At 33.1% G+C, this 19,814-nt stretch carries 16 protein-coding genes; 7 read left to right on the top strand and 9 right to left on the bottom strand.

The features are described 5' to 3' along the window. The first annotated feature begins 8 nt into the window (after positions 1 to 8). Genes DNU06_RS05285 through DNU06_RS05265 form a run of 5 tightly spaced genes read left to right on the top strand, consistent with a single transcriptional unit; the run spans position 9 to position 6,721 of the window. Positions 9 to 425: a hypothetical protein gene (locus DNU06_RS05285; RefSeq protein WP_111062184.1), complete on the top strand. Its 417-nt coding sequence runs from the start codon at positions 9 to 11 to the stop codon at positions 423 to 425. Then, positions 406 to 2,010: a CotH kinase family protein gene (locus DNU06_RS05280; RefSeq protein ID WP_111062183.1), complete on the top strand. Its 1,605-nt coding sequence runs from the start codon at positions 406 to 408 to the stop codon at positions 2,008 to 2,010. The genes DNU06_RS05285 and DNU06_RS05280 overlap by 20 nt, the downstream gene beginning before the upstream one ends. Then, positions 1,994 to 3,328 carry an O-antigen ligase family protein gene (locus DNU06_RS05275; RefSeq protein ID WP_111062182.1) on the top strand — a complete coding sequence of 445 codons (1,335 nt, stop codon included), beginning with the start codon at positions 1,994 to 1,996 and terminating at the stop codon, positions 3,326 to 3,328. The genes DNU06_RS05280 and DNU06_RS05275 overlap by 17 nt, the downstream gene beginning before the upstream one ends. After that, positions 3,321 to 5,684, top strand: coding sequence for a CotH family protein (locus tag DNU06_RS05270; RefSeq protein WP_146239157.1), 2,364 nt, complete (start codon positions 3,321 to 3,323; stop codon positions 5,682 to 5,684). The genes DNU06_RS05275 and DNU06_RS05270 overlap by 8 nt, the downstream gene beginning before the upstream one ends. Continuing rightward, a complete protein-coding gene (locus tag DNU06_RS05265; RefSeq protein ID WP_111062180.1) occupies positions 5,681 to 6,721 on the top strand; it encodes a metallophosphoesterase family protein in 1,041 nt (346 codons plus the stop codon). The genes DNU06_RS05270 and DNU06_RS05265 overlap by 4 nt, the downstream gene beginning before the upstream one ends. Here DNU06_RS05265 and trmD read toward each other — a convergent pair. Continuing rightward, entirely contained in the window at positions 6,708 to 7,385 is a 678-nt protein-coding gene (gene trmD, locus DNU06_RS05260; RefSeq protein ID WP_111062179.1) for a tRNA (guanosine(37)-N1)-methyltransferase TrmD, read from the bottom strand. The two genes, DNU06_RS05265 and trmD, sit on opposite strands and share 14 nt — an antisense overlap. Positions 7,386 to 7,566: 181 nt before the next feature. On the opposite strand from trmD, the gene DNU06_RS05255 reads away from it, so the two are divergent. Further along, complete coding sequence (locus DNU06_RS05255) at positions 7,567 to 8,475, top strand: M23 family metallopeptidase (RefSeq protein ID WP_111062178.1); 909 nt, start codon at positions 7,567 to 7,569, stop codon at positions 8,473 to 8,475. Here DNU06_RS05255 and DNU06_RS05250 read toward each other — a convergent pair. From DNU06_RS05250 to DNU06_RS05225, 6 genes are all read right to left on the bottom strand, one after another. Next, positions 8,459 to 9,595 (bottom strand): glycosyltransferase, encoded by a 1,137-nt coding sequence (locus DNU06_RS05250; RefSeq protein ID WP_111062177.1) that lies wholly within the window; start codon positions 9,593 to 9,595, stop codon positions 8,459 to 8,461. The genes DNU06_RS05255 and DNU06_RS05250 overlap by 17 nt on opposite strands. Then, on the bottom strand, positions 9,596 to 10,204 hold the full coding sequence (locus DNU06_RS05245; RefSeq protein WP_111062176.1) for a fumarylacetoacetate hydrolase family protein: 609 nt from the start codon (positions 10,202 to 10,204) through the stop codon (positions 9,596 to 9,598). Positions 10,205 to 10,255: 51 nt separating this feature from the next. After that, on the bottom strand, positions 10,256 to 11,092 hold the full coding sequence (locus tag DNU06_RS05240; RefSeq protein ID WP_111062175.1) for a 3'-5' exonuclease: 837 nt from the start codon (positions 11,090 to 11,092) through the stop codon (positions 10,256 to 10,258). Beyond that, the gene (locus tag DNU06_RS05235; protein WP_111062174.1) at positions 11,092 to 14,235 is read right to left on the bottom strand and encodes an OmpA family protein; all 3,144 of its coding nucleotides are present in this window, start codon (positions 14,233 to 14,235) and stop codon (positions 11,092 to 11,094) included. Before DNU06_RS05235 ends, DNU06_RS05240 begins: the two co-directional genes overlap by 1 nt. A gap of 183 nt (positions 14,236 to 14,418) precedes the next feature. Then, the gene (locus DNU06_RS05230; protein WP_111062173.1) at positions 14,419 to 15,735 is read right to left on the bottom strand and encodes a dihydrolipoamide acetyltransferase family protein; all 1,317 of its coding nucleotides are present in this window, start codon (positions 15,733 to 15,735) and stop codon (positions 14,419 to 14,421) included. 86 nt (positions 15,736 to 15,821) lie between these two features. Next, positions 15,822 to 17,363 (bottom strand): ABC transporter permease, encoded by a 1,542-nt coding sequence (locus DNU06_RS05225; protein WP_146239156.1) that lies wholly within the window; start codon positions 17,361 to 17,363, stop codon positions 15,822 to 15,824. Positions 17,364 to 17,518: 155 nt separating this feature from the next. On the opposite strand from DNU06_RS05225, the gene DNU06_RS05220 reads away from it, so the two are divergent. Continuing rightward, positions 17,519 to 18,718 (top strand): exo-beta-N-acetylmuramidase NamZ family protein, encoded by a 1,200-nt coding sequence (locus DNU06_RS05220; protein WP_111062171.1) that lies wholly within the window; start codon positions 17,519 to 17,521, stop codon positions 18,716 to 18,718. On the opposite strand, the gene DNU06_RS05215 is transcribed toward DNU06_RS05220, so the two are convergent. Beyond that, on the bottom strand, positions 18,715 to 19,209 hold the full coding sequence (locus DNU06_RS05215; RefSeq protein WP_111062170.1) for a hypothetical protein: 495 nt from the start codon (positions 19,207 to 19,209) through the stop codon (positions 18,715 to 18,717). The two genes, DNU06_RS05220 and DNU06_RS05215, sit on opposite strands and share 4 nt — an antisense overlap. 5 nt (positions 19,210 to 19,214) lie before the next feature. Continuing rightward, on the bottom strand, positions 19,215 to 19,742 hold the full coding sequence (locus DNU06_RS05210; RefSeq protein ID WP_111062169.1) for a hypothetical protein: 528 nt from the start codon (positions 19,740 to 19,742) through the stop codon (positions 19,215 to 19,217). Positions 19,743 to 19,814 lie beyond the last annotated feature (72 nt).

Below are 19,814 nucleotides of genomic sequence, written 5' to 3'. Positions count from 1 at the left end.
TTACTTTTATGTTACAAGATATTTTTATTAATAGCTTAAACGGATTTTCTAGTAAAGAAATTCCGTTTTTCATATTTCAATTAATTTTGACAGGGTTATTGGTGCATGTATTTCAATTTCTTTGGAAAATAAATACAAAAGAACCAGTGTCAACTAAGTATACTATTGTTGGGGTTGTTTTTGCGTTTATAGCTGTTGTAGCTAAGTATTCAGTACCATTTGCCATCTTAGCTTTGGCCATTATATTATGGGCAAAAAATGGTAAAAATGATTTGAATCGGTCCTCTTTTTTTAAACTAATTATTGGTTTAATTGGTATTGGAATAGGAAGTGCAAATGTTATCCTAACCTTAGGATTCTTTTTATTATTATGCTTGTTATTGTGGTTGGGAACAAACCGAAAAGATGAAAAAGGAAGGGCTTAAGATTAATTATTCATTTGTATTTTTATTAGTTTCAATGGTATTGTTACTATTGCTTTTCCCGTCTATCAAAAATAATTTTTTAGCGCAAAAAAGTGATAATTTAAAACAATTTCAAAACTTGAAAGATATTGTCCATCTTCCATCTTTATCTAACAATTCAATTTATAGCTACGATCCTAATTTTAAACTCACTTATTCTTCAGATGGGGGAGACCATTATTATGCGTTTGACACTTTAAGACCCGAACAAATTTATTTCCATAACCTTTATCATTATGGTCTTTCTCAGCGTTCCTTGCCTGTAGAGAATAATTTACCCAAATTACCTGCTGTATTGATTAAAGGGAAACAGGCAGACCAATCTATTTTTATTGAAGAGTCGGTTCAATTATTTGCCATAGAAAAAAGTCACGCTGTGCCTGTTTTAAATATTATTGGTTCTGAACAAGGATTGTTTTCTGAAGGGAATGGAATTATGGTAATGGGAATTGATTCCTGGTTTGAATCCGGATTTTATAAACCTTTTTGGGAGAAAAATGCCAACTATACGAGAAGAGGCCAATCCAGTAAACGTAAAGTAACTTTTCAGTGGATTAAAGCCGGTGAAGTCGTTTATGAAAATGCTTGTGACTTTCAGATTAGCGGAAATGCAACTAGAGGTTTCCCTCAAAAATCTTTTAAATTAAAAGTCAACCGCGCAATTGGGGAAAATATATTTAAATATAAATTTTTTGGCAAAAAGGGACTGAAAAAATATGAATCGCTAGTAATTCGTTCTGGTGGTAATGATAATACAAAAACACTTTTTGCAGACGCACTGATGCATGAACTAGCAAAAAACACCCATCTACTGGTTCAAAAAAGCAAAGCTTGTGTGGTTTATATTAATGGTAATTATTGGGGGATTTATAATTTGAGAGAAAGAATTGATCCGTTTTTTATTGCAGCGTACGAAAATTCAAAACCGGAATTAATCAGTATTTTAGAAGGTGCATACGGAGAAGTTAAATCGGGTAAAAAGAAAAAACAAGCTGAATTTTCAAAATTGGTAGAAAGCCACCATTCGTATGATAAAATAAACGACAAAATTGACATAGCTTCATTTGTAGATTATATTTTAATGGAAACTTATTATGGAAACGGGGATTGGTTACATAACAACGCCATTTGGTATCAGGTGGGAGAGGGACAATGGAAATGGTTATTAAATGATTTAGATTATGGTTTAACCTACACAGGAACTAATAATGTAAATAAAAATTATTTTGATGCTGTTCTTAATAGTAATACCATCAATGCGAAACTTTTTAAACAATTAATCGAGGAGAAGACCTTTGTGGCGTTGCTAAATGCTAGAGGACTTGAACTGATGGAGACTAATTTTTCAGATGAAAATATTGAAAAAGTTTTTTATAAAAAAATGAATGGAATTTATGCAGAAATACCAGTCCATATTAAAAGGTGGAGAGGTATTTTAAACCTCGATAAATGGACAGAAAATGCCAATAATAATTTGACCTTTTTATTAAAACGAAAAGAAATATTTTTGAGCCAACTAAATTTATTAAATGATAGCGTCCTTTAAATACTATAATCAATTTATTATATTGATGGTGATCATATATGTGGTTGGTGTATTGGCAACACCTATTGTGTATGTATTGCTTCCTATAGTGTTTATTTTATTGGGAAGAAACAACATGAAATTTGAATTGTTGATTTTAACCATACTTATTTTAATACTTTCCGATTATGTGCCTTTGCGGACAGCCACTTACGATAGTTTAAAGTTTGCAAAAGATTTGAAAATCATTGCGCCTGTGACACTTTTTATTGTGTTGTTGGTGTATAGGAGCACTTTTAAATTTGACACGAAATTTATTATTCCCTTTGTCCCTTTTTTACTTTTCGCCTTTGTTTCTTTGGTAAATTCAATAGATTTTACGATTGGATTTCAAAAAACCATATCCTTTATAATTACGTATTTATCTATTCCAATTTATATAAAAACATTACACGAAGAATCCGGAGAACGATTTTGGAAAGGATTAATCACTTTTTTAATCGGAATGGTTATCATAGGTATTTTTCTAGGTCTTTTTATTCCGGAAATTGGTGTTTTACTGGGGGATCGATTTAAGGGGGTACTTGGGAATCCGAATGGATTAGGTGTGTTTATTTATTTGATATTTGTATTGTATACCGTCTTAAAAGAATATGGCTTAATCAAACTTTCGAAACAAGAAAATAACCTGATATATATCGTGCTGTTGATTTCATTATTTTGGTGTGAATCAAGGAACGCTATTATGAGTATTTCTCTATTTTACGCGACTTTTAGGTTGGTTAAAGTAAACTTTGTATTCGCTATTCTTTTTGTGGTATTCTTCTTAATTTTTGAAAGCTATGTCTTTGATCTTTTGGTATCGGTAATTGAGTTTATTGGACTAGAAAGTTACTTTAGGGTACATACCATTGAGGAGGGCTCCGGAAGGAAAATAGCTTGGATATTTGCCTGGTCTCAAATTCAAGAACATTTTTTTATTGGTGGCGGGTTTGGGTATGATGAGAGTGTAATGCGTGCAAATTATTATTGGTTAGAACGGCAAGGACATAATGGAGGTGTGCATAATTCTTACTTGTCTATGTGGTTCGATACAGGTATCATTGGCTTGTTTTTGTACTTCTTTGGATTATTATATAATTTATTTTCAAATATGAAAGGAAGGTACATTGTACTTGCTTTTATTATTTCATTTTTGTTCAACATTAACTATGAATCATGGTTAGTTGGCTCCTTAAACCCTTTCACCACTATATTATTAATCATACTCTCGGTTTTTATCTTCCAGTTATCCAGTCCAGAAGAGAAAATTGAAAATAGCGAAATTGAATATGCGTAAGAATAAATTAAAAATACTTTTTATTGGATTACTTTTTATCCTTGGTTTTGGATATTACTTGGCGAATGAAAAAGCAAAAGGGTATGGTTATACAGGTGCTATAGATGTTGTTAAAACATATTTTCATAATAAAGATTTATCGAAAAAAGTAAGTGCTAAAGTTTTAAATATTGAAATTGACAAAGGAGATTGGGAATTTATAAAAACCAAACGTCAAATTGCATTAGATCGTGGTATTCAAATTAATGAAGGAGATAAATATGTACCCTGTGCACTTGATGTTGCTGGTGAGAAAGTAAGTGGTGAAATAAGATTAAAAGGACACATGACAGATCATTTAATGTCTGATAAATGGTCGTTTAGGATTAAAGCCAAAGATTCGATAATGGGGATGTACCGGTTTTCTATTCAACATCCAGGAACTAGAAACTATGTGTATGAGTGGATTTATCACCAATTGTTGAAATCTGAAGGGGTTATTTATTTAATCTATGATTTTATTGATGTAAATATTAATGGGAATAACCTTGGTATTTACGCCATGGAAGAACATTTTGGTCAGCATGTATTAGAAAGAAATAATAGACAAAAAGGAGCAATTTTAAGATGGAATCCAACTTTGTATTGGGACTGGAGAATTGATGAGTTGCAAGGGAATTTTATTGATGAGCAGTATTCCCATTTTAGTTCAAGTTATGCGGAACCTTACGATAAAGGAACAGTGAAAAAAGATAGCTTTTTACTGAATAATTATCAAATCGGCGCTAGTTTATTGGAATCCTTTAGAAGGGGTGAAAAAATTACTTCTGAGGTTTTTGATGTTGAAAAAATGGCGCGATTTCACGTAATTATCGATCTCGTTGGCGGGTATCATTCTCTAGATTGGAGTGATGTGAAGTTTTATTACAATGGACTGACCGAAAGGATTGAGCCAGTAGGTTATGAGAGTTTTAGTATTAGACCAACCACAAAAATTGCTGGACAAAGGGTACCCAATAACTTTGAAAAGTTGAAGTTTAATTACCACGATCAACTTTTTTCTGATCCTATATTTTTTGAATCCTACATTAAAAATTTAGAAAGAATTGTTTCTGAAGCATATTTAAATGCCTTTTTCAAAGCAATTCAACCTGAGTTAGACGAGAAAATGGGATTGATTGCGAAAGAATGGGCTTATAGAAAAGTGAGTTTTGAAGGCTATTATGAGAATGTAAGGCTTATCAGAAATAACATTTCTATCCCTAAACCTTTTCACGCTTTTTTAAAAGAAGCGGGAGAGGATTCCTTAGAGATTTCCCTAACGCCTGTGTCCGATTTCCCGATTCAAATTATTGGAATTAAACGGAAGAATAAATTCATAGCTTTAGATAGTGTCATAAATATCCCTGCTAAAGCTAGAAATACCTATACCCATTACTTTAATTATACCCTTAAAAAATCATTTAAAAAGGCCACTAATTTATTTTTGGTTGCAAAAATTCCAGGTAGCAGCTTTCCTTTTGAAGTGGAATTAAATGAATTTCCAAGCTATAAATATGAAACGAAGGAAGAGATGGGTATAGCACCGATAGAAAAAAATGTTTTAGCGGATACTACTTTGACTAAAATAGGGAACGAATGGTATTTTAATACCAAAGCAATCGATTTGGATAAGAAAATTCTTATTCCTGCAGCTGTAACCTTAACCATCTATCCATTTCAAACCTTAAAAATACATGGTGACGGTCAGTTTTTGGTACAGGGCGAATTGGTAATTCAAGGAAAATCAAAAGAAAACCCATTGAAAATTAAAAATGAAAAGTCAATCCCTATTCATGTAATTAAAGGGAAATTTCAAGCTGAAAATGTAAGTTTTACAGGGGAAGGTTCTATTGTTGCAGAGGAAAGTCAATTGATTTTCCACCATTGCCTCTTTTATGATAAATCCACGGATTTAATCGCAGCTACTCGCTCTAATGTATATTTAAATAATTGTTTGTCTGGAGGACTGACTTCGTTAGGTCAGTTTGATGAATGTGAAGTTTTAGTAAATGAGTGTACTTTTAAAAATGGTAACAAATTACTGTATTCCAATGGTTCTTTTTTACAATTTAGTAAAAATAGAATTGAAAACTTTAAGAGCATAGCTACACTCGATTACGCTTCTATATTTAAAACCTTTAATTCTGAATTTAGTGGAAATGACACACTTTTTTTAATGCGAAAAGGTTCTGTTTATAACGATATTGCAAGTAATTTTGATAATAATTTGTTGGGATTAGTACTGTGGAATGACCCAAAGTTTATGGGAGATGCACAGTTTAGTTTTTATAAGTCAAACACGAAAGGAATAAAAAAAATAACCAGTAAAATATGAAATACTTAATTGTACTTTGCCTATCGTTTGGTACCAATGCCTTATTTGCAGATTCAATTGTTTCTACATTTAATCAAACCTATTTGTCTTTAGCTCCAGAAAAGGAATATGATTTTATTGTTAGTGGCCATTTTCATGGTTCTGGAACCAACAAGACTGGTTATCCCATCAATAGTATTTTGGGTAATACCAAGTGGATAAATGAAAGTGGGGCCAAATATTTGGTCTGCCTAGGGGATTTATTTTTAGATGTTTCTAATGATATACCATTTTATAAATCTTCTTTTTTTGAACAATTAAATATACCTCTTTTTAATACGGTGGGAAACCATGATTTGACTGGAAATATATACCAAGAAAACTTTGGTGCAACTTATTTCTCATTTAGAAAAAATAATGAGATTCATTTGTTTTTAGATACAGAATTGAATGATGGCAGTATAAAAGGTGAACAGTTGGCCCTTTTAGAAAAAGTTAAAACAGACAGCAAAGCAGGGGGAATAAAAGCCTTGTTTATTTATTCGCACCGGACAGTGTGGGCTAAGAATTATCCAGAATTAGACCTTCTTTTTAAATTCAATACACAGTCTATGTTTGGCAATAATTTTAGTGAAGTAGTTTATCCCATTCTAAGTGAAATAAGCGCACAAATTCCTATTTATTGGTTTTCGGGTTCTATTGGAGAAGCACCAGCTTCTTTTTTTTACCACGAAGACAAAACAAAAAACATCAAATACATTGGAACGGCAATTAGAGGGTATAAGAGAGATGCTATTTTACGTGTTAACATCAACCAACAAAGTGAACCTACTTTTATTTTAAAAAGTCTGACAGGACAAAAATTAAATGATTTAGAAAGCTATGATTTGAAATTTTGGAGTGAAGGTAAGGTCGAAGAATCTTTTAACTATAGATTGATACCTTTATATATAAAAGGAGTCGTTTTTAGCAGAGCATTTTGGTACGGCATAACGATTTCACTTGTCTTCTTTTTCCTCTTTAAATTTTGGAAGCGAAGAAAAGTTAATCGCGTATAATATCTGGTCGACGTGATTTAGTTCTTGCGATTGCTTCATCCATTCGCCAATTTTCAATCTTTTTATCATCTCCACTCAACAGTATTTCGGGAACTTCATGTCCCTTATAGTTTTGGGGTCGGGTATATACTGGCGGCGCTAATAAATTATCCTGAAAAGAATCCGTTAATGCAGAGGTTTCATCTCCAATTACCCCTGGGATTAATCGAACGATAGCATCTGTTAGTATTGCTGCACCCAACTCTCCACCAGATAAGACATAGCTTCCAATCGAAATTTCCTTAGTGATATATAAGTCTCGGATTCTTTGATCAACCCCTTTATAATGGCCGCATAACATCATGATATTTTGCTGCAAGGAAAGTTGGTTGGCTGTTTGTTGTTCAAATAATTCCCCGTCTGGTGTTAAATATATAATCTCGTCATATGTTCTTTCCGCTTTTAAAGAATCTATACAGTCTGCAATAGGTTGAATGGTCATTACCATACCTGCGCCACCACCATATTGATAATCATCCACACTTTTTTGACGGTGTGTAGAATAGTCTCTAATGTTATGAATGTGTATTTCCACTTTTTTCTTTTCTTGCGCGCGCTTTAAGATAGAGTGGTTAAATGGACCTTCAAATAATTCTGGTAGTACGGTTAAAATGTCTATACGCATATTCCTAATCTTAACGCAAAGATACGTTCCAATGCTAAATAAATGTAACTTAAATTCAATTTTGTATTAAAGTTTTGTATCCCAACCTTGCCCTAAGCTTGTGGATAACATTTATAGCAGTAGCTGCTTTTTATAAATGGATTAAAAAATATTTACTTACTTTTGCTCCTTATTATTTTATATGAGATTAATTATTTTATTGTTTCTGGGTTTCTTACCACTTAGCGCTTTTACGCAAGTATTTTTTGATGCGAAGGACACCATTTACTTATCGGAAGATAGGATTATTAAGTATGACACAGAGCATCAGTATGATGTGATGCTCAACCCACATCTTCAGGATATGATTGCAGCAGACAGTAGTTTTGCTTTCAAATCTTATTGGAATAATCATGTGACAATTACAAATAATCAAAATTCAAATCAGTTGTTAAAAGATACTTTGTGGTTGTGTGTGCTGGATACTATGCATCATAACTTTCAAATACCTGTACATGGTGTAATTACTTCGCATTTTGGTATTCGACATGGAAGGAATCACAATGGTACAGATTTAGATTTGGTGACCGGAGATACAGTTTATGCTGCTTTTGACGGGATTATTCGTTATGCTAATTACCACAAACAAGGTTTCGGTAACTTAATTATTGCAAGACATTACAATGGTTTAGAAACTTATTATGCACACCTATCTAAAAGGTTTGTGGCACCAAATGCCATTATTAAAGCTGGTGATCCAATTGGATTAGGTGGTAATACAGGCCGATCCACGGGTTCTCATTTACATTTTGAAGTAAGGTTTTATGACCAACCTATTGATCCTGAAATCATATTTGATTTTGAAAAAAAAATCATTAAAGACCCTAACTTATTAGTGCATCATGGCGTTTTTGAGCACAGTAAAGTAAGTATTGCTGGAGAATCTACTGGTGGCGTACCTGGTAATCAAAAATATCACCGTATTCGAAGTGGAGATACCTTATCTGCTATTGCTAGAAGAAATAAAACGTCCGTTGCAAGGTTGTGTAAACTTAATAAAATGCGTGTTACAGATACCTTAAGGATAGGTAAAACTATTCGGGTAAGATAGATTGGTAAAGTGCAGTCCATTTATTTGTAATGGCTTTTTTACCATATTTTTCCAGTATATCCTTTTGATTTTTCTCGTGGTTGTAGTTTTGATATTGTCTACTCATAGTGAGTATGGATTTAGCTAACATTGTGGTATCATTAGTATCTACCAAAATAGCGTTTTCTTTATTCAAAAATGCTTCTGGTCCACCGCATTTAGTGCAAATAACAGGAAGACCAGCTAAAACTGCTTCTGCAACGGTCATTCCAAAAGTCTCTACGTTGGAGTTACAAATGTAAAATTGATAACTTGGCAATGCTTCTAATACAGCGGAGTGTTCAAACCTACCCAATAATCTCACATTATTCTTTAAGTGGAGCGCTATTATTTTTTCTTCTACCATTAACCTATCTGGACCATCCCCAATAATTGTCAAAATTAAATTTTCATTTTGCTGTAGCGCCATAGAAAAGGCATTTAATAAACCGGTCACGTTTTTAGTACTATTATTTAAGTCACTGACGCTAATGAGGTTTATTCCTTCTTTCTTTATTGGGTGTTTTAATGGGAATGATTGTATGTAATTCGGTATTACTTTACTTGGATACCCCGTATTGTTTAAAAACGAAGTTTGAAGTTTTGCACTGACCGTGGTTAAGACCGCAGCCTTTTTTAAAGCATGTCGGTAAAACCATTTGTAAATGAAAGATTTTTTTGTGTATGCACCATTTAAATGCCCCGACCAATGTTCTGTAACACAGAAAGGAATTTGTTGGTGTTTATTTAAATAATTAGCTAAAAATAAAGGTCTAATTGGTACGTGAACATGGCAAAGTGAAACTGGAGTTTTTAATGCTGCTAAACCCAGTTTTTGTGCTTTGTGATAGCGGAGTAAATTAAACGGTTTGCTTAAAAAATTACCTTGTTGATAAGTGACTGAAATTTCTTGAACACCATTTTGGAAATTCGAACTGACCGCAAACTTTTCCTTTTGTTTTTTTCCGCGAACATAAATAACGGAAACTTGGAATTGCTCAGACAATAAAATAGCTTGATTTTGAATAAAAATCCCTAACTGTATATCCGTTTCATTTGGATACCATTTGGGTAAAATCAATACATGCTTTTTACTTTTCAATTATTTTATGTTTAAAGAGAACATTTCTTGATCTCCTATATAGCCTTTTAATTTGTCATTTATTTTTACTGGTCCAACTCCTTCAGGAGTTCCAGTAAATATTAAATCCCCCATTTTTAAGGTCGTAAATTGTGAAATGTATGCAATTAAAGCATCTATATTAAAAAGCATGTCATTGGTGTTACCAGATTGAACCACTTGCTCGTTAATATTTAAACTAAAGTCTATATTATTGAGGTCTAGTTGGGATTTCGATATAAACTTTTTCGAAATCAAAGCACTGTTGTCAAAAGCTTTCGCAATTTCCCATGGTAAGCCTTTTTCCTTACAGTTTTTTTGGATATCTCTTGCCGTAAAATCTAATCCCAAACCTATTTCTTCGTAATACGTATGTGCAAATTCGGGACTGATGTGTTTTCCTACTTTATTTATTTTTACTACTATTTCTACTTCGTGATGTAAATCCTTGGTAAAGCTAGGGTAATACATAAAGTTATGACGATTAATTGCTGCATCTGGTTTCATAAAAAAAATAGGTTCAGTAGGCAGTGATGCGCCCATTTCTATGGCATGTTTACCATAATTTCTTCCGATACAGATAATTTTCATAATGCAATTTTTATCACGTAAATTTATGAAATAAGGAGAAGATAAATAATCTTATTGACCAGAAAATTTACTTTTTAAAGCATCTAACTTGTCTTCAATACTTTTTTTAGGTGCTTTTTCAGCTTTTATTTTTTGAATAATTTCAGAAAGTACCTTTTTAGTATAGTGTGGAAAGTCATTATTTAGCAACCATCCATGGTATCCGGGCTCTTTTTGGTAAACTTCTTTTACCGTTTTATTCTTGTTTTTCCCAAAATTGTATATCGCTTCACCAGCTGCATTTAATGCTAATCTACCGCTAAAATCTATGACTTTGTTTTTAGAATTTTGACTAAATGTAGCCAAGAAATCCATGTCATTTTCTAAATTCTCATATCTAGAAAGTTGCGCTTTTAAAATTTCATAAGTCGCAATTGTATCTGCTTCTGCACTGTGTGCATTTTTTAATTCTTGGTCACAGTAGAATTGATACGCAGCTTCTAATGTTCTTTTTTCCATCTTGTGGAAAATATTTTGAACATCTATGCAATTTCTATTTTCCATAGAAAAGTCGCATCCAGCTCTTAAAAATTCTTCCATTAACATTGGAATGTCAAATTTATTGGAATTGTATCCTGCTAAATCAGCATCTCCAATAAATGCCATAAGTGTTGGGGCAAAAGTTTTGAAAGTAGGTTCATCAGCAATTTTTTCATTGGTGATGCCATGGATCTCAATAACTTCTTGTGGTATCGTTTTTTCTGGATTAATTAGTTGTGTCAGTTTTTCTTCACTGCCATCTATATTTATCTTAATAATACCTATTTCAACAATTCGATCTTGTGTTACGTTAAGTCCTGTCGCTTCTAGATCAAAGAATACAATTGGTTTGGTTAAATTTAAATCCATTAAAGTTGTATGTATAATGCTGACATTTCAGGAATATCTAGCTTAATTTCTACTCTTCTGTTTAATTGTCTGTTTTTAGGACTATCGCTACCGTCAGGGTTTGTATTAGATACTGCTGGATTCGATTCTCCAAACCAAGCATTGTCTAATCGATTTGGTGCAATTCCCTTTTCTATTAAATATTTGTACGCTACCAATGTTCTTACTTGAGATAAGGTGGTATTGTATTCTTCAGTCCCAATCCAATCTGTATATCCATCTAATCTTAATGTTGAGTTTGGATGATCTCTTAAGTATTCGTAAATGTTTTCTAAAACGTTTTTACTTTTATCTCTCAAAAAATATTTATCGAAATCAAAATAAAGGTTAGAGAATTCTCCATCTTGAGAAGGTTCACCTTGGTTATTTTGTACTACTGGATCGTTTACTACAATTGGATCTTCTACTACTACTACAGGGTCTTTCACCACAGGATCGTTTACTACAATTGGATCTTCTACTACTATAGGGTCTTTCACCACTGGATCGTTTACTACAATTGGATCTTCTACTACTACAGGATCTTTCACTACAGGATCGTTTACTACAATTGGATCTTTCACTACAGGATCGTTTACTACAATCGGATCTTCTACTACTACAGGATCTTTCACCACAGGATCGTTTACTACAATTGGATCTTCTACTACTACAGGGTCTTTCACCACAGGATCGTTTACTACAATCGGATCTTCTACTACCACAGGGTCTTTCACTACAGGATCGTTTTCTACAATCGGATCTTCTACCAATGGCGTTGTCGTTGTGTTGTCGGCAATATCTGTATTTTCAATCACTTCTTTTAAATCTACCATGTCAATATATTCAGAGTAGACTATTTGGTTGTTGTTTGGATCAATATTCACTAAATAAGCAGAGAATAATACTTCTTCTGTAGGAATGTCCATATTATACGAAATCGTTGTATTCTCATTAATAGAAGCAACTTCAGAAGCATTTTTTGGGGTATTAGTCAATTCAAAGTAGCCTTTTTCATTAGACATGGCGTTACTTTTTATCTCATTTTGATTATCCGCAATATAAATACTTGTTCTATCTTTCGCTTTCTCCGTATTTTCACCATAGCTATGAACAAAGCCTTGAATTTCAACTTTTTCTTCAGTGTCATTACTGCCTACTGCTGATCTTTTATAACTTCTTATTGCATCTTCTTCATTAATTAAAACGATATAATCATCTTTTGGATTGATTTTTTCAAAAGCAAAATTGCCATACATATCTGTTTTAGTCACACGAATGATTTCATTGTCTAGGTTCATTAACGTTACTTCAATATTGCCTGCATTTAAAGTACTATTATGTGCCAATGTTCCTTTTATTCCTGCATTGCTGTTAACAAAACTAGTATTGTTAGGAACAATTTCATCCAAGTCATATTTTGCTTTTACTTCAGTTTCAATGTCAAACATGGCATTTTGAAACTTTGCAGTTTGCGCCAATATATCTCCTCTTTCATTTTTCACATTAGAAATAGAAATTTGTTGGAATAAGTTGTAGGTTTCACATTGTGCTGGGACATGAAATTCTTCGGTATGCGCTCTTGTTAATTCTATGCCTTGTTGTGCGGTGACTAACTCTAATATATAAGTTTGAGCAGGGGGTAATACCATATTGTATTTACCAGTTTTTGGATCAATTAAAAATGTCCCCATTTCTTCGCCACTTTCTTTGTTCGTTATTTTAATTACCCCACTTACTGGAGCATGTGTTTCTGCATAAATAGAATATCCTTTGATATTTGTTGTAGGAATATTTTCACATTCAAAATTTGCGGTATAAAGATCCATATAACCATAAGAACCTGGTCTTAATGAGGAAAAGTATGCAATAGATCCTTCTGCATTTTCAACATAAAAAATATCATTTGCACTAGAGTTAATCGGTGCACCAACATTTATTGGATCTCCCCAGTTACCATCTTCATCTCTTTCTATTTTAAATATATCGTAGCCTCCCATAGTGTTGTGCCCGGTAGATGCAAAATAAAATGATTTTCCGTCAGAAGAAAGAAAAGGAGCATCTTCGTTATACTCTGTATTGATTTTTGGTCCAGCATTGACAGGTGTTCCCCACGACCCATCTTCATTTGCAGTCGAAATATAAATATCTCTTCCACCTAAACTTCCCTCAGCATCAACTGCAACTATAAACATTTCCTTATTGTCTGGCGTAATAAAAATGCTATGGTTCGATTTACCAATATTTACATTTCTATTCATTTTAATTGGAATACCCCAAGATCCAGCACCATTTTTTTCACTTTTCCAAATGCTATTTTCTTTATATATGTAAAGTGTGTTTCCATCTGGTGACATTGAAATAGGTGCTTCATGACTTTTACCGCCATTTATTTCTTTGTTAATGTATCCTGAACTTTTATCAATTACTTTTGCGTTAGTCCATGTGTCGGATGTTTTAGTAGAATAATAGATGTCTTCATAATATTCCCCATCTATACTCTTTTTACTAGCTAATGGTCTTCTGGAACAAAATAAAAGCACATCTTCTTCTTTCGTTAATACCGAAGAGTAGTCTGCTGCATTCGTATTGATATTGTCTCCCATGTTAGCCACTTCAACATATCTTAAGGGTCTTTGTTTACTTAAATCAATTCCATTATTACATATTTCAATTTTTCGGATTAATTCTTTTTGCAACTCTTTTGTGCTAGAAGCATCTGGATTGATGTCTTTTCTAAACAAGTTGTAATAGGAAATTGCCTTTTCAAATTCCCCCACAAAATGATAAGCATCTCCCATGTAATTTAACAATTCAGGAATAGTATCCGTAAATGAAAGATTAATCGCTTCTTGAAAGAAAGACAAGGATTTTTCTCGTTCTACTTTGGAGTCAAAGTACACTGCACCAGCTTCAAACCAATGCTGAGGATCTCTTGATCCACCAGTTGTAGCCTTGTCGTAATAGGTTTTGGCTTTCCAGTATTCCAAGTCTCTTGTGGCTTTTCTACCTTTTTTAACCAATTGTGTAATTTCCTTTTGAGAAAGAGTCTGTGCTTGAATTGTGCTAGTTCCTAGCAACAAAAAACAAACTAATAAAATATAGGCGGAGTAGGACTGTTTCATAGGTTTGAGAATAAGTTGTAACCATTTGAAACAATTATGCGTAAACCTAGCAACCGTGAAGTAGTCGTGATAAATGCCTTATTTAAACAGAATTGTTTCATAAAATTGAAAATATTCTGCTAAATTAAATAAGAAAGCCCCTCCTAAAATTAGAAGAGGCTTAAGATATTAACATTGAATTTTTTAAAATTCTCTATTTAAATCAAATTGTTCTAAATATTCAGCTACTCTTTTGACGAACATTCCGCCCAAAGCACCATCTACAACCCTGTGATCATAAGAGTGTGACAAGAACATTTTGTGTCGAATTCCTATGGTGTCACCTTGTGGTGTTTCAATTACTGCAGGAACTTTTCTAATTGCTCCTAAAGCAAGAATTGCTACCTGTGGTTGATTAATAATTGGGGTTCCCATTACATTTCCAAATGTTCCCACATTTGTCACGGTATAAGTACCACCAGAAACATCATCTGAACTCAATTTATTATTTCTTGCTTTATTGGCCAAACCATTTACTTGTTTGGTTAAACCAATTAAGTTTAAATTATCTGCTTTTTTAATTACAGGTACAATTAAATTCCCTGAAGGTAAAGCTGTTGCCATTCCAATATTGATGTCTTTTCTTTTTATGATTTGGTTTCCATTTACGGATACATTTACCATAGGGAAATCTTTAATGGCCTTAACCACCGCTTCCATAAATATTGGTGTGAAGGTTATTTTTTCACCTTCTTTCTTTAAGAAATTATCTTTCACCTTATTTCTCCACATTACAATGTTGGTTACATCTGCTTCAACAAATGAAGTAACGTGTGGAGAAACTTGCATTGACATCACCATATGGTCAGAAATCAATTTACGCATTCTATCCATTTCAATAATTTCATCTCCTTCCATGGTTGGAATGTTTGGAGTAGATAATTGAACTTGTTTTGTCGGTGCTTGTTTCGTTGTCGCTTTTACTTTTTCTGTCGCTGCAACTGCTGGTGCGCCATTTTCAATGAAAGATAAAATATCTTTTTTGGTTACTCTACCATTTTCGCCGCTTCCAGCAATAGATTCTAATTGCGCCATAGAGATGTTTTCTTTCTCCGCAATACTTCTCACTAAAGGAGAATAGAATTTACCAGATGGACCTGTTTTTTCAACTACTGTTGCAGCATTTGAATCATTTGTCACTTTAGCTCTGCTGCTTTCTGCTGGAGCAGGTACAGAAGCTATGGTGTCTTTTACTGGTGCCGGACTAGCCGCTGCACCACCAGTGGTCGATACAATTGCAATTACATCTCCTACCTGTGCGACTTCATCTTTCTCAAAAAATATTTTTGTTAACGTTCCTTCCACTTCTGAAGGTAATTCATTGTCAACCTTATCAGTTGCAACTTCTACTAATGGTTCGTCTAATTCTACTGAATCTCCGACTTCCTTTAACCAGTTAGTGATGGTTGCTTCTGTAACACTTTCCCCCATTTTAGGGAGCTTTATTTCGATATCTGCCATGCTAGATGTACTATTTTTTTTCTGACCACGAAATTAATGAAATTAAAGGAAATTATCACCTAAAACGTTAAATTAAATTCGTTTTGTTAATTGAATTTAATTGCTTGGATTGGTTTTATTTTTGTAATTAAGTAACTCGGTATTATCAATACAATAAAACAGGTTACTATGGTCAATAGGTTTATTGATAATATATTACTCGCGTTTATTTCTACCGGAACGGCGTCTAAATAATAAATAGCTGGATCTAACGGTAAAACGTTAAAGTATTGTTGGACCAATAATAAGCCAATACCTAGTATGTTTCCCCAAAATAATCCCTTGATTAATAATAATAAAGAGTTATAAATAAATATTTTTCTAATCGACCAATTGGTGGCACCAATAGCTTTTAAAATGCCAATAAAATTTGTTTTTTCAAGTATTAAAACTAATAGAGAAGTGACCATATTGATAAGGGAAACCGCGAGCATCATAATTAAAATTACTACGATATTCATGTCTAAAAAACCAAGCCAGGCAAAAATCTCTTGGTAAATCTCTGTTATTTTCGTCGTTTTTAGTTCAAAGGGTATTTCGTTATATATTATTTCATCCATTTTTTCTAAATCACGCCATTCGTTAATTAGCACTTCATAGCCACCAATGTAATTGTTGCTGGTGCCTTTCCCGTTCATGATGGAAATAGTGCCAAACGGCATTTTTATTAAAGTATCTGATAAGTAGGTGATCGGTTTTTGTTGCAGTAATGATGTGGTACAATCACAAGCAGAATCTATGTGTACTTTTAAAGTGGATTTATCGAAAATTAGTACTTGCTCTTTTTGGTTACTATTTTCATCTAGTGCTGCTTCAAAAATAATGTCTCTATTTTGTTTTCCTGAAATTAAAAATAAATTGGAAGCACTGTATACGCCATTCCATTTATAGGTGTGGTAAGGATAGCTTCCAAAAGACAATCCTTTGATGATGTAATTTCCGTTAATGCAAGAATCAATTACAGTGAGGTTAGACTGTATTCCCCAGTTATTTAGTTGCTGTAAGCTTTGAATAGCAGTAAATATTATTTTCTTATCAAATTCTTCAAGTCCTGTTTTGTATATTCCTTTTATTTTAAATGTTCTTTTTTTTGGGGCGTTGTTTAGGATAAAATAGGCGTTCATTTCATCCATTACTTTGTAGTTTAGGAGTTTCGCTATTTTTTCTGAAATCAGTACTTCGGTAGTGCCATCAAAATCGAGTAAGGTGCCAGCAACGAGTTTGTCTTTAAAAAAGTTTAAATCGTAATCTACATCCACTCCTTTGAATAAAACGCCCAATACATCTTGGTTGACTATGGTGTCTGTATATCCATTTAATTTAAATAACTTAGCATTGGCTTCACTTTGAATGATAGCAGGTTTAAAAACGTATTTCTGTATGTGCTTTACATTTTTATTCTCAATGATTTGTTGGGCAAAAAGAGAGTCGTATAAAATAGGAGAGGATTCCATAGAAGTGTTATTTTCCATATTCGAAATCTGAATGTGTGAACCAAATCCAATTACTTTTTCTCTTATTTTATTTTGAAACCCTGTGACGATTGAAACCGTAATAATCATTACAGCAACACCTATGATTATACTCATTAAAGAAATTTGAACAATGGGCTTTGATATTTGCTTTTTGCCTTCTTTTTGTTTAATGATTCTCTTAGCTATGAAGTATTCTGTGTTCAATGATGTATGTTTGTGCTGTAAATTTAAAACTTATAAAGTAATACCATTACAAATAGAAGAATATTATGTTAAAACCACTCTTAATTTCATTCCTATGTGTTTTTTGTACGCTTGTATTTGGACAGGTAAATCAAGGTTTATATCAAAATGACTCCATTGTGGTCGGTGCAGCCAATTTTGAGAACTACCTACCATTATTAGAAGGAAAACGTGTCGGGTTGGTAGGGAATCAAACATCTATGGTAGGAGAGCGGCATTTAGTGGATATTTTATTGGAGAAACAGATAAAAGTAGTACAATTATTTTCCCCTGAACATGGGTTTAGAGGAGAAGCAGATGCTGGGGAGAAGGTTGCCTCAAAAGTTGACCCTATAACACAAATACCTATCATTTCGCTTTATGGAAGTAATAAAAAACCTACCGATAATCAGTTAAAAAATTTAGATGTCCTATTGTTTGATTTGCAAGATGTAGGGGTACGATTTTATACTTACATTTCTACTTTACATTATGTGATGGAAGCATGTGCAGAAAATAAGGTGCAACTTATAGTACTTGACCGCCCGAATCCTAACGGACATTATGTGGATGGGCCTGTTTTAGATAGGCGCTTCAAATCTTTTGTAGGTATGCACCCTGTTTCTATTGTGCATGGCATGACAATCGGTGAATATGCGACCATGATTAATGGAGAGGGTTGGTTGAAAAGTGAGTTAAAATGTCCGTTAAAAATTGTTTTATGTAAAGGGTGGAACCATCAAAAGTTTTATAAATTACCAATAAAACCAAGCCCTAATTTACCCAATATGCTATCGGTATATTTATATCCTTCTATATGTCTTTTTGAAGGAACGGTTGTAAGTGTGGGTAGGGGGACAGCTTATCCATTTCAACAAATAGGACATCCTTCTTTTAATGCTGGGAGTTATTATTTTACACCAAAACCAAATGTCGGTGCTAAAAACCCAAAATTAAACGGAAAAGTATGCAACGGGGTTAATTTTACCGAAACAGGGATCAATGTTTTACAAAACCAAAATCAAATGCAGTTAGATTGGTTTTTAAAATTTTACGAAAACCTTAATCTTGGCGCCAATTTTTTTCTACCTAATCATTTTATTGATTTGTTAATGGGAAGTGATCAATTTCGAAAAATGGTGGTTGCAGGTAAGACTGAGGAAGAAATTAGAGCTACATGGAAAACTGAATTGGATGTGTTTAAATTAACACGCCAAAATTATTTGTTATACACTGATTTTAATTAATAACGGTAATACAAACCTATTTCTCCTGTTGGTCTGCTTCTAATATTTTTAGTAATGTCGTAAACACCATAGCCACCTTGAAAATTAACGTCAAACACTTTTAAAAAGGTTACCCTAAATCCAATCCCTAAACCGATATTCAATTTGTTGTCTACCTTTAGGTTTTGGTAATATGTTCCATTTTCATATACATAGTAATCATCTTTAGTGCTGTTTAAACTAGCACCCAAATAAGTGAAAAACTCTGAGGTAGCATTTTTTTTAATGGATAGTAAGCCCGTTAATCCAGAATAGATATTAAAGTAATTTTTAGAAAATTGTGGTGCAGCCGTAAGTTGTACCCCAATTTTTTTAGGCCAGTACCTATACGATAATCCAAGGCCAGTTGTGAAGCCGGCATGTAACCCAAAATGATGAGGGCTAGAGGTTAGCTGTGTTTTCCCAGAAAAACTAAGGAGGGAAAATAAACAAATAAGTGCAAAACTTTTCATAAGAATTATTTTAAATGATAATAGAGTCCAATTTCACCAGTTAAATTTCCGCCTAAGTTCTCTACAATATTGTATAAGGCATAGCCCGTTTGAAGGCTTAAACTTAACTCTTTTAAAATATTAATATTTGTGCCAAACCCAAGTCCAACATTAATCGTATTATTGGTCACTAATTTTTCTTCGTAAATGGAGTTACCGAAATCGTCTAAAACTTTTGAATTCACATATTGAAAGCTTGTTTCATAAATGTAATGCGCACCTAAATAACCAAAAACATTAAGCCTGTTGTACTCTTTGATTAAGTATAGACCACTTAAACCAGAACTGACGAAGGCGTTTTTATTTCCATTAAAAATTGGAATGGCAGTGACTTCTAAGCCAATTCTTTTTGGCCAGTATCGGTAAGAAAAGCCATAGCCCGTTGAAAGACCAGCATGCAGACCTATACTGTGGGTGACTTTTGTAGTGTAGCTTTCTTGCGCTTGACTCATACAAGAAATTAGTATGCTGGTTACAATAAATATAAATTTCATATTTAAGCTTTTGATTTAATCAAATTTACTACATTTTATGGAAATAAAACCATAGAATGAATTAAAATAAAC

It is taken from the genome of Putridiphycobacter roseus, assembly GCF_003234935.1.
Taxonomy (GTDB): domain Bacteria; phylum Bacteroidota; class Bacteroidia; order Flavobacteriales_D; family Crocinitomicaceae; genus Putridiphycobacter; species Putridiphycobacter roseus.
Note: the sequence above shows the minus strand (reverse complement) of the source record. Positions and strands in the feature narration are given on the sequence as shown.

What these genes read in the sequence shown, in the direction of transcription:
- DNU06_RS05285 (WP_111062184.1), top strand. Translation starts at nt 9, where the DNA reads ATGTTACAAGATATTTTTATTAATAGCTTAAACGGATTTTCTAGTAAA.
- DNU06_RS05280 (WP_111062183.1), top strand. Translation starts at nt 406, where the DNA reads ATGAAAAAGGAAGGGCTTAAGATTAATTATTCATTTGTATTTTTATTA.
- DNU06_RS05275 (WP_111062182.1), top strand. Translation starts at nt 1,994, where the DNA reads ATGATAGCGTCCTTTAAATACTATAATCAATTTATTATATTGATGGTG.
- DNU06_RS05270 (WP_146239157.1), top strand. Translation starts at nt 3,321, where the DNA reads ATGCGTAAGAATAAATTAAAAATACTTTTTATTGGATTACTTTTTATC.
- DNU06_RS05265 (WP_111062180.1), top strand. Translation starts at nt 5,681, where the DNA reads ATGAAATACTTAATTGTACTTTGCCTATCGTTTGGTACCAATGCCTTA.
- trmD (WP_111062179.1), bottom strand. Translation starts at nt 7,385, where the DNA reads ATGCGTATAGACATTTTAACCGTACTACCAGAATTATTTGAAGGTCCA.
- DNU06_RS05255 (WP_111062178.1), top strand. Translation starts at nt 7,567, where the DNA reads ATGAGATTAATTATTTTATTGTTTCTGGGTTTCTTACCACTTAGCGCT.
- DNU06_RS05245 (WP_111062176.1), bottom strand. Translation starts at nt 10,204, where the DNA reads ATGAAAATTATCTGTATCGGAAGAAATTATGGTAAACATGCCATAGAA.
- DNU06_RS05240 (WP_111062175.1), bottom strand. Translation starts at nt 11,092, where the DNA reads ATGGATTTAAATTTAACCAAACCAATTGTATTCTTTGATCTAGAAGCG.
- DNU06_RS05235 (WP_111062174.1), bottom strand. Translation starts at nt 14,235, where the DNA reads ATGAAACAGTCCTACTCCGCCTATATTTTATTAGTTTGTTTTTTGTTG.
- DNU06_RS05230 (WP_111062173.1), bottom strand. Translation starts at nt 15,735, where the DNA reads ATGGCAGATATCGAAATAAAGCTCCCTAAAATGGGGGAAAGTGTTACA.
- DNU06_RS05225 (WP_146239156.1), bottom strand. Translation starts at nt 17,363, where the DNA reads ATGAGTATAATCATAGGTGTTGCTGTAATGATTATTACGGTTTCAATC.
- DNU06_RS05220 (WP_111062171.1), top strand. Translation starts at nt 17,519, where the DNA reads ATGTTAAAACCACTCTTAATTTCATTCCTATGTGTTTTTTGTACGCTT.
- DNU06_RS05215 (WP_111062170.1), bottom strand. Translation starts at nt 19,209, where the DNA reads ATGAAAAGTTTTGCACTTATTTGTTTATTTTCCCTCCTTAGTTTTTCT.
- DNU06_RS05210 (WP_111062169.1), bottom strand. Translation starts at nt 19,742, where the DNA reads ATGAAATTTATATTTATTGTAACCAGCATACTAATTTCTTGTATGAGT.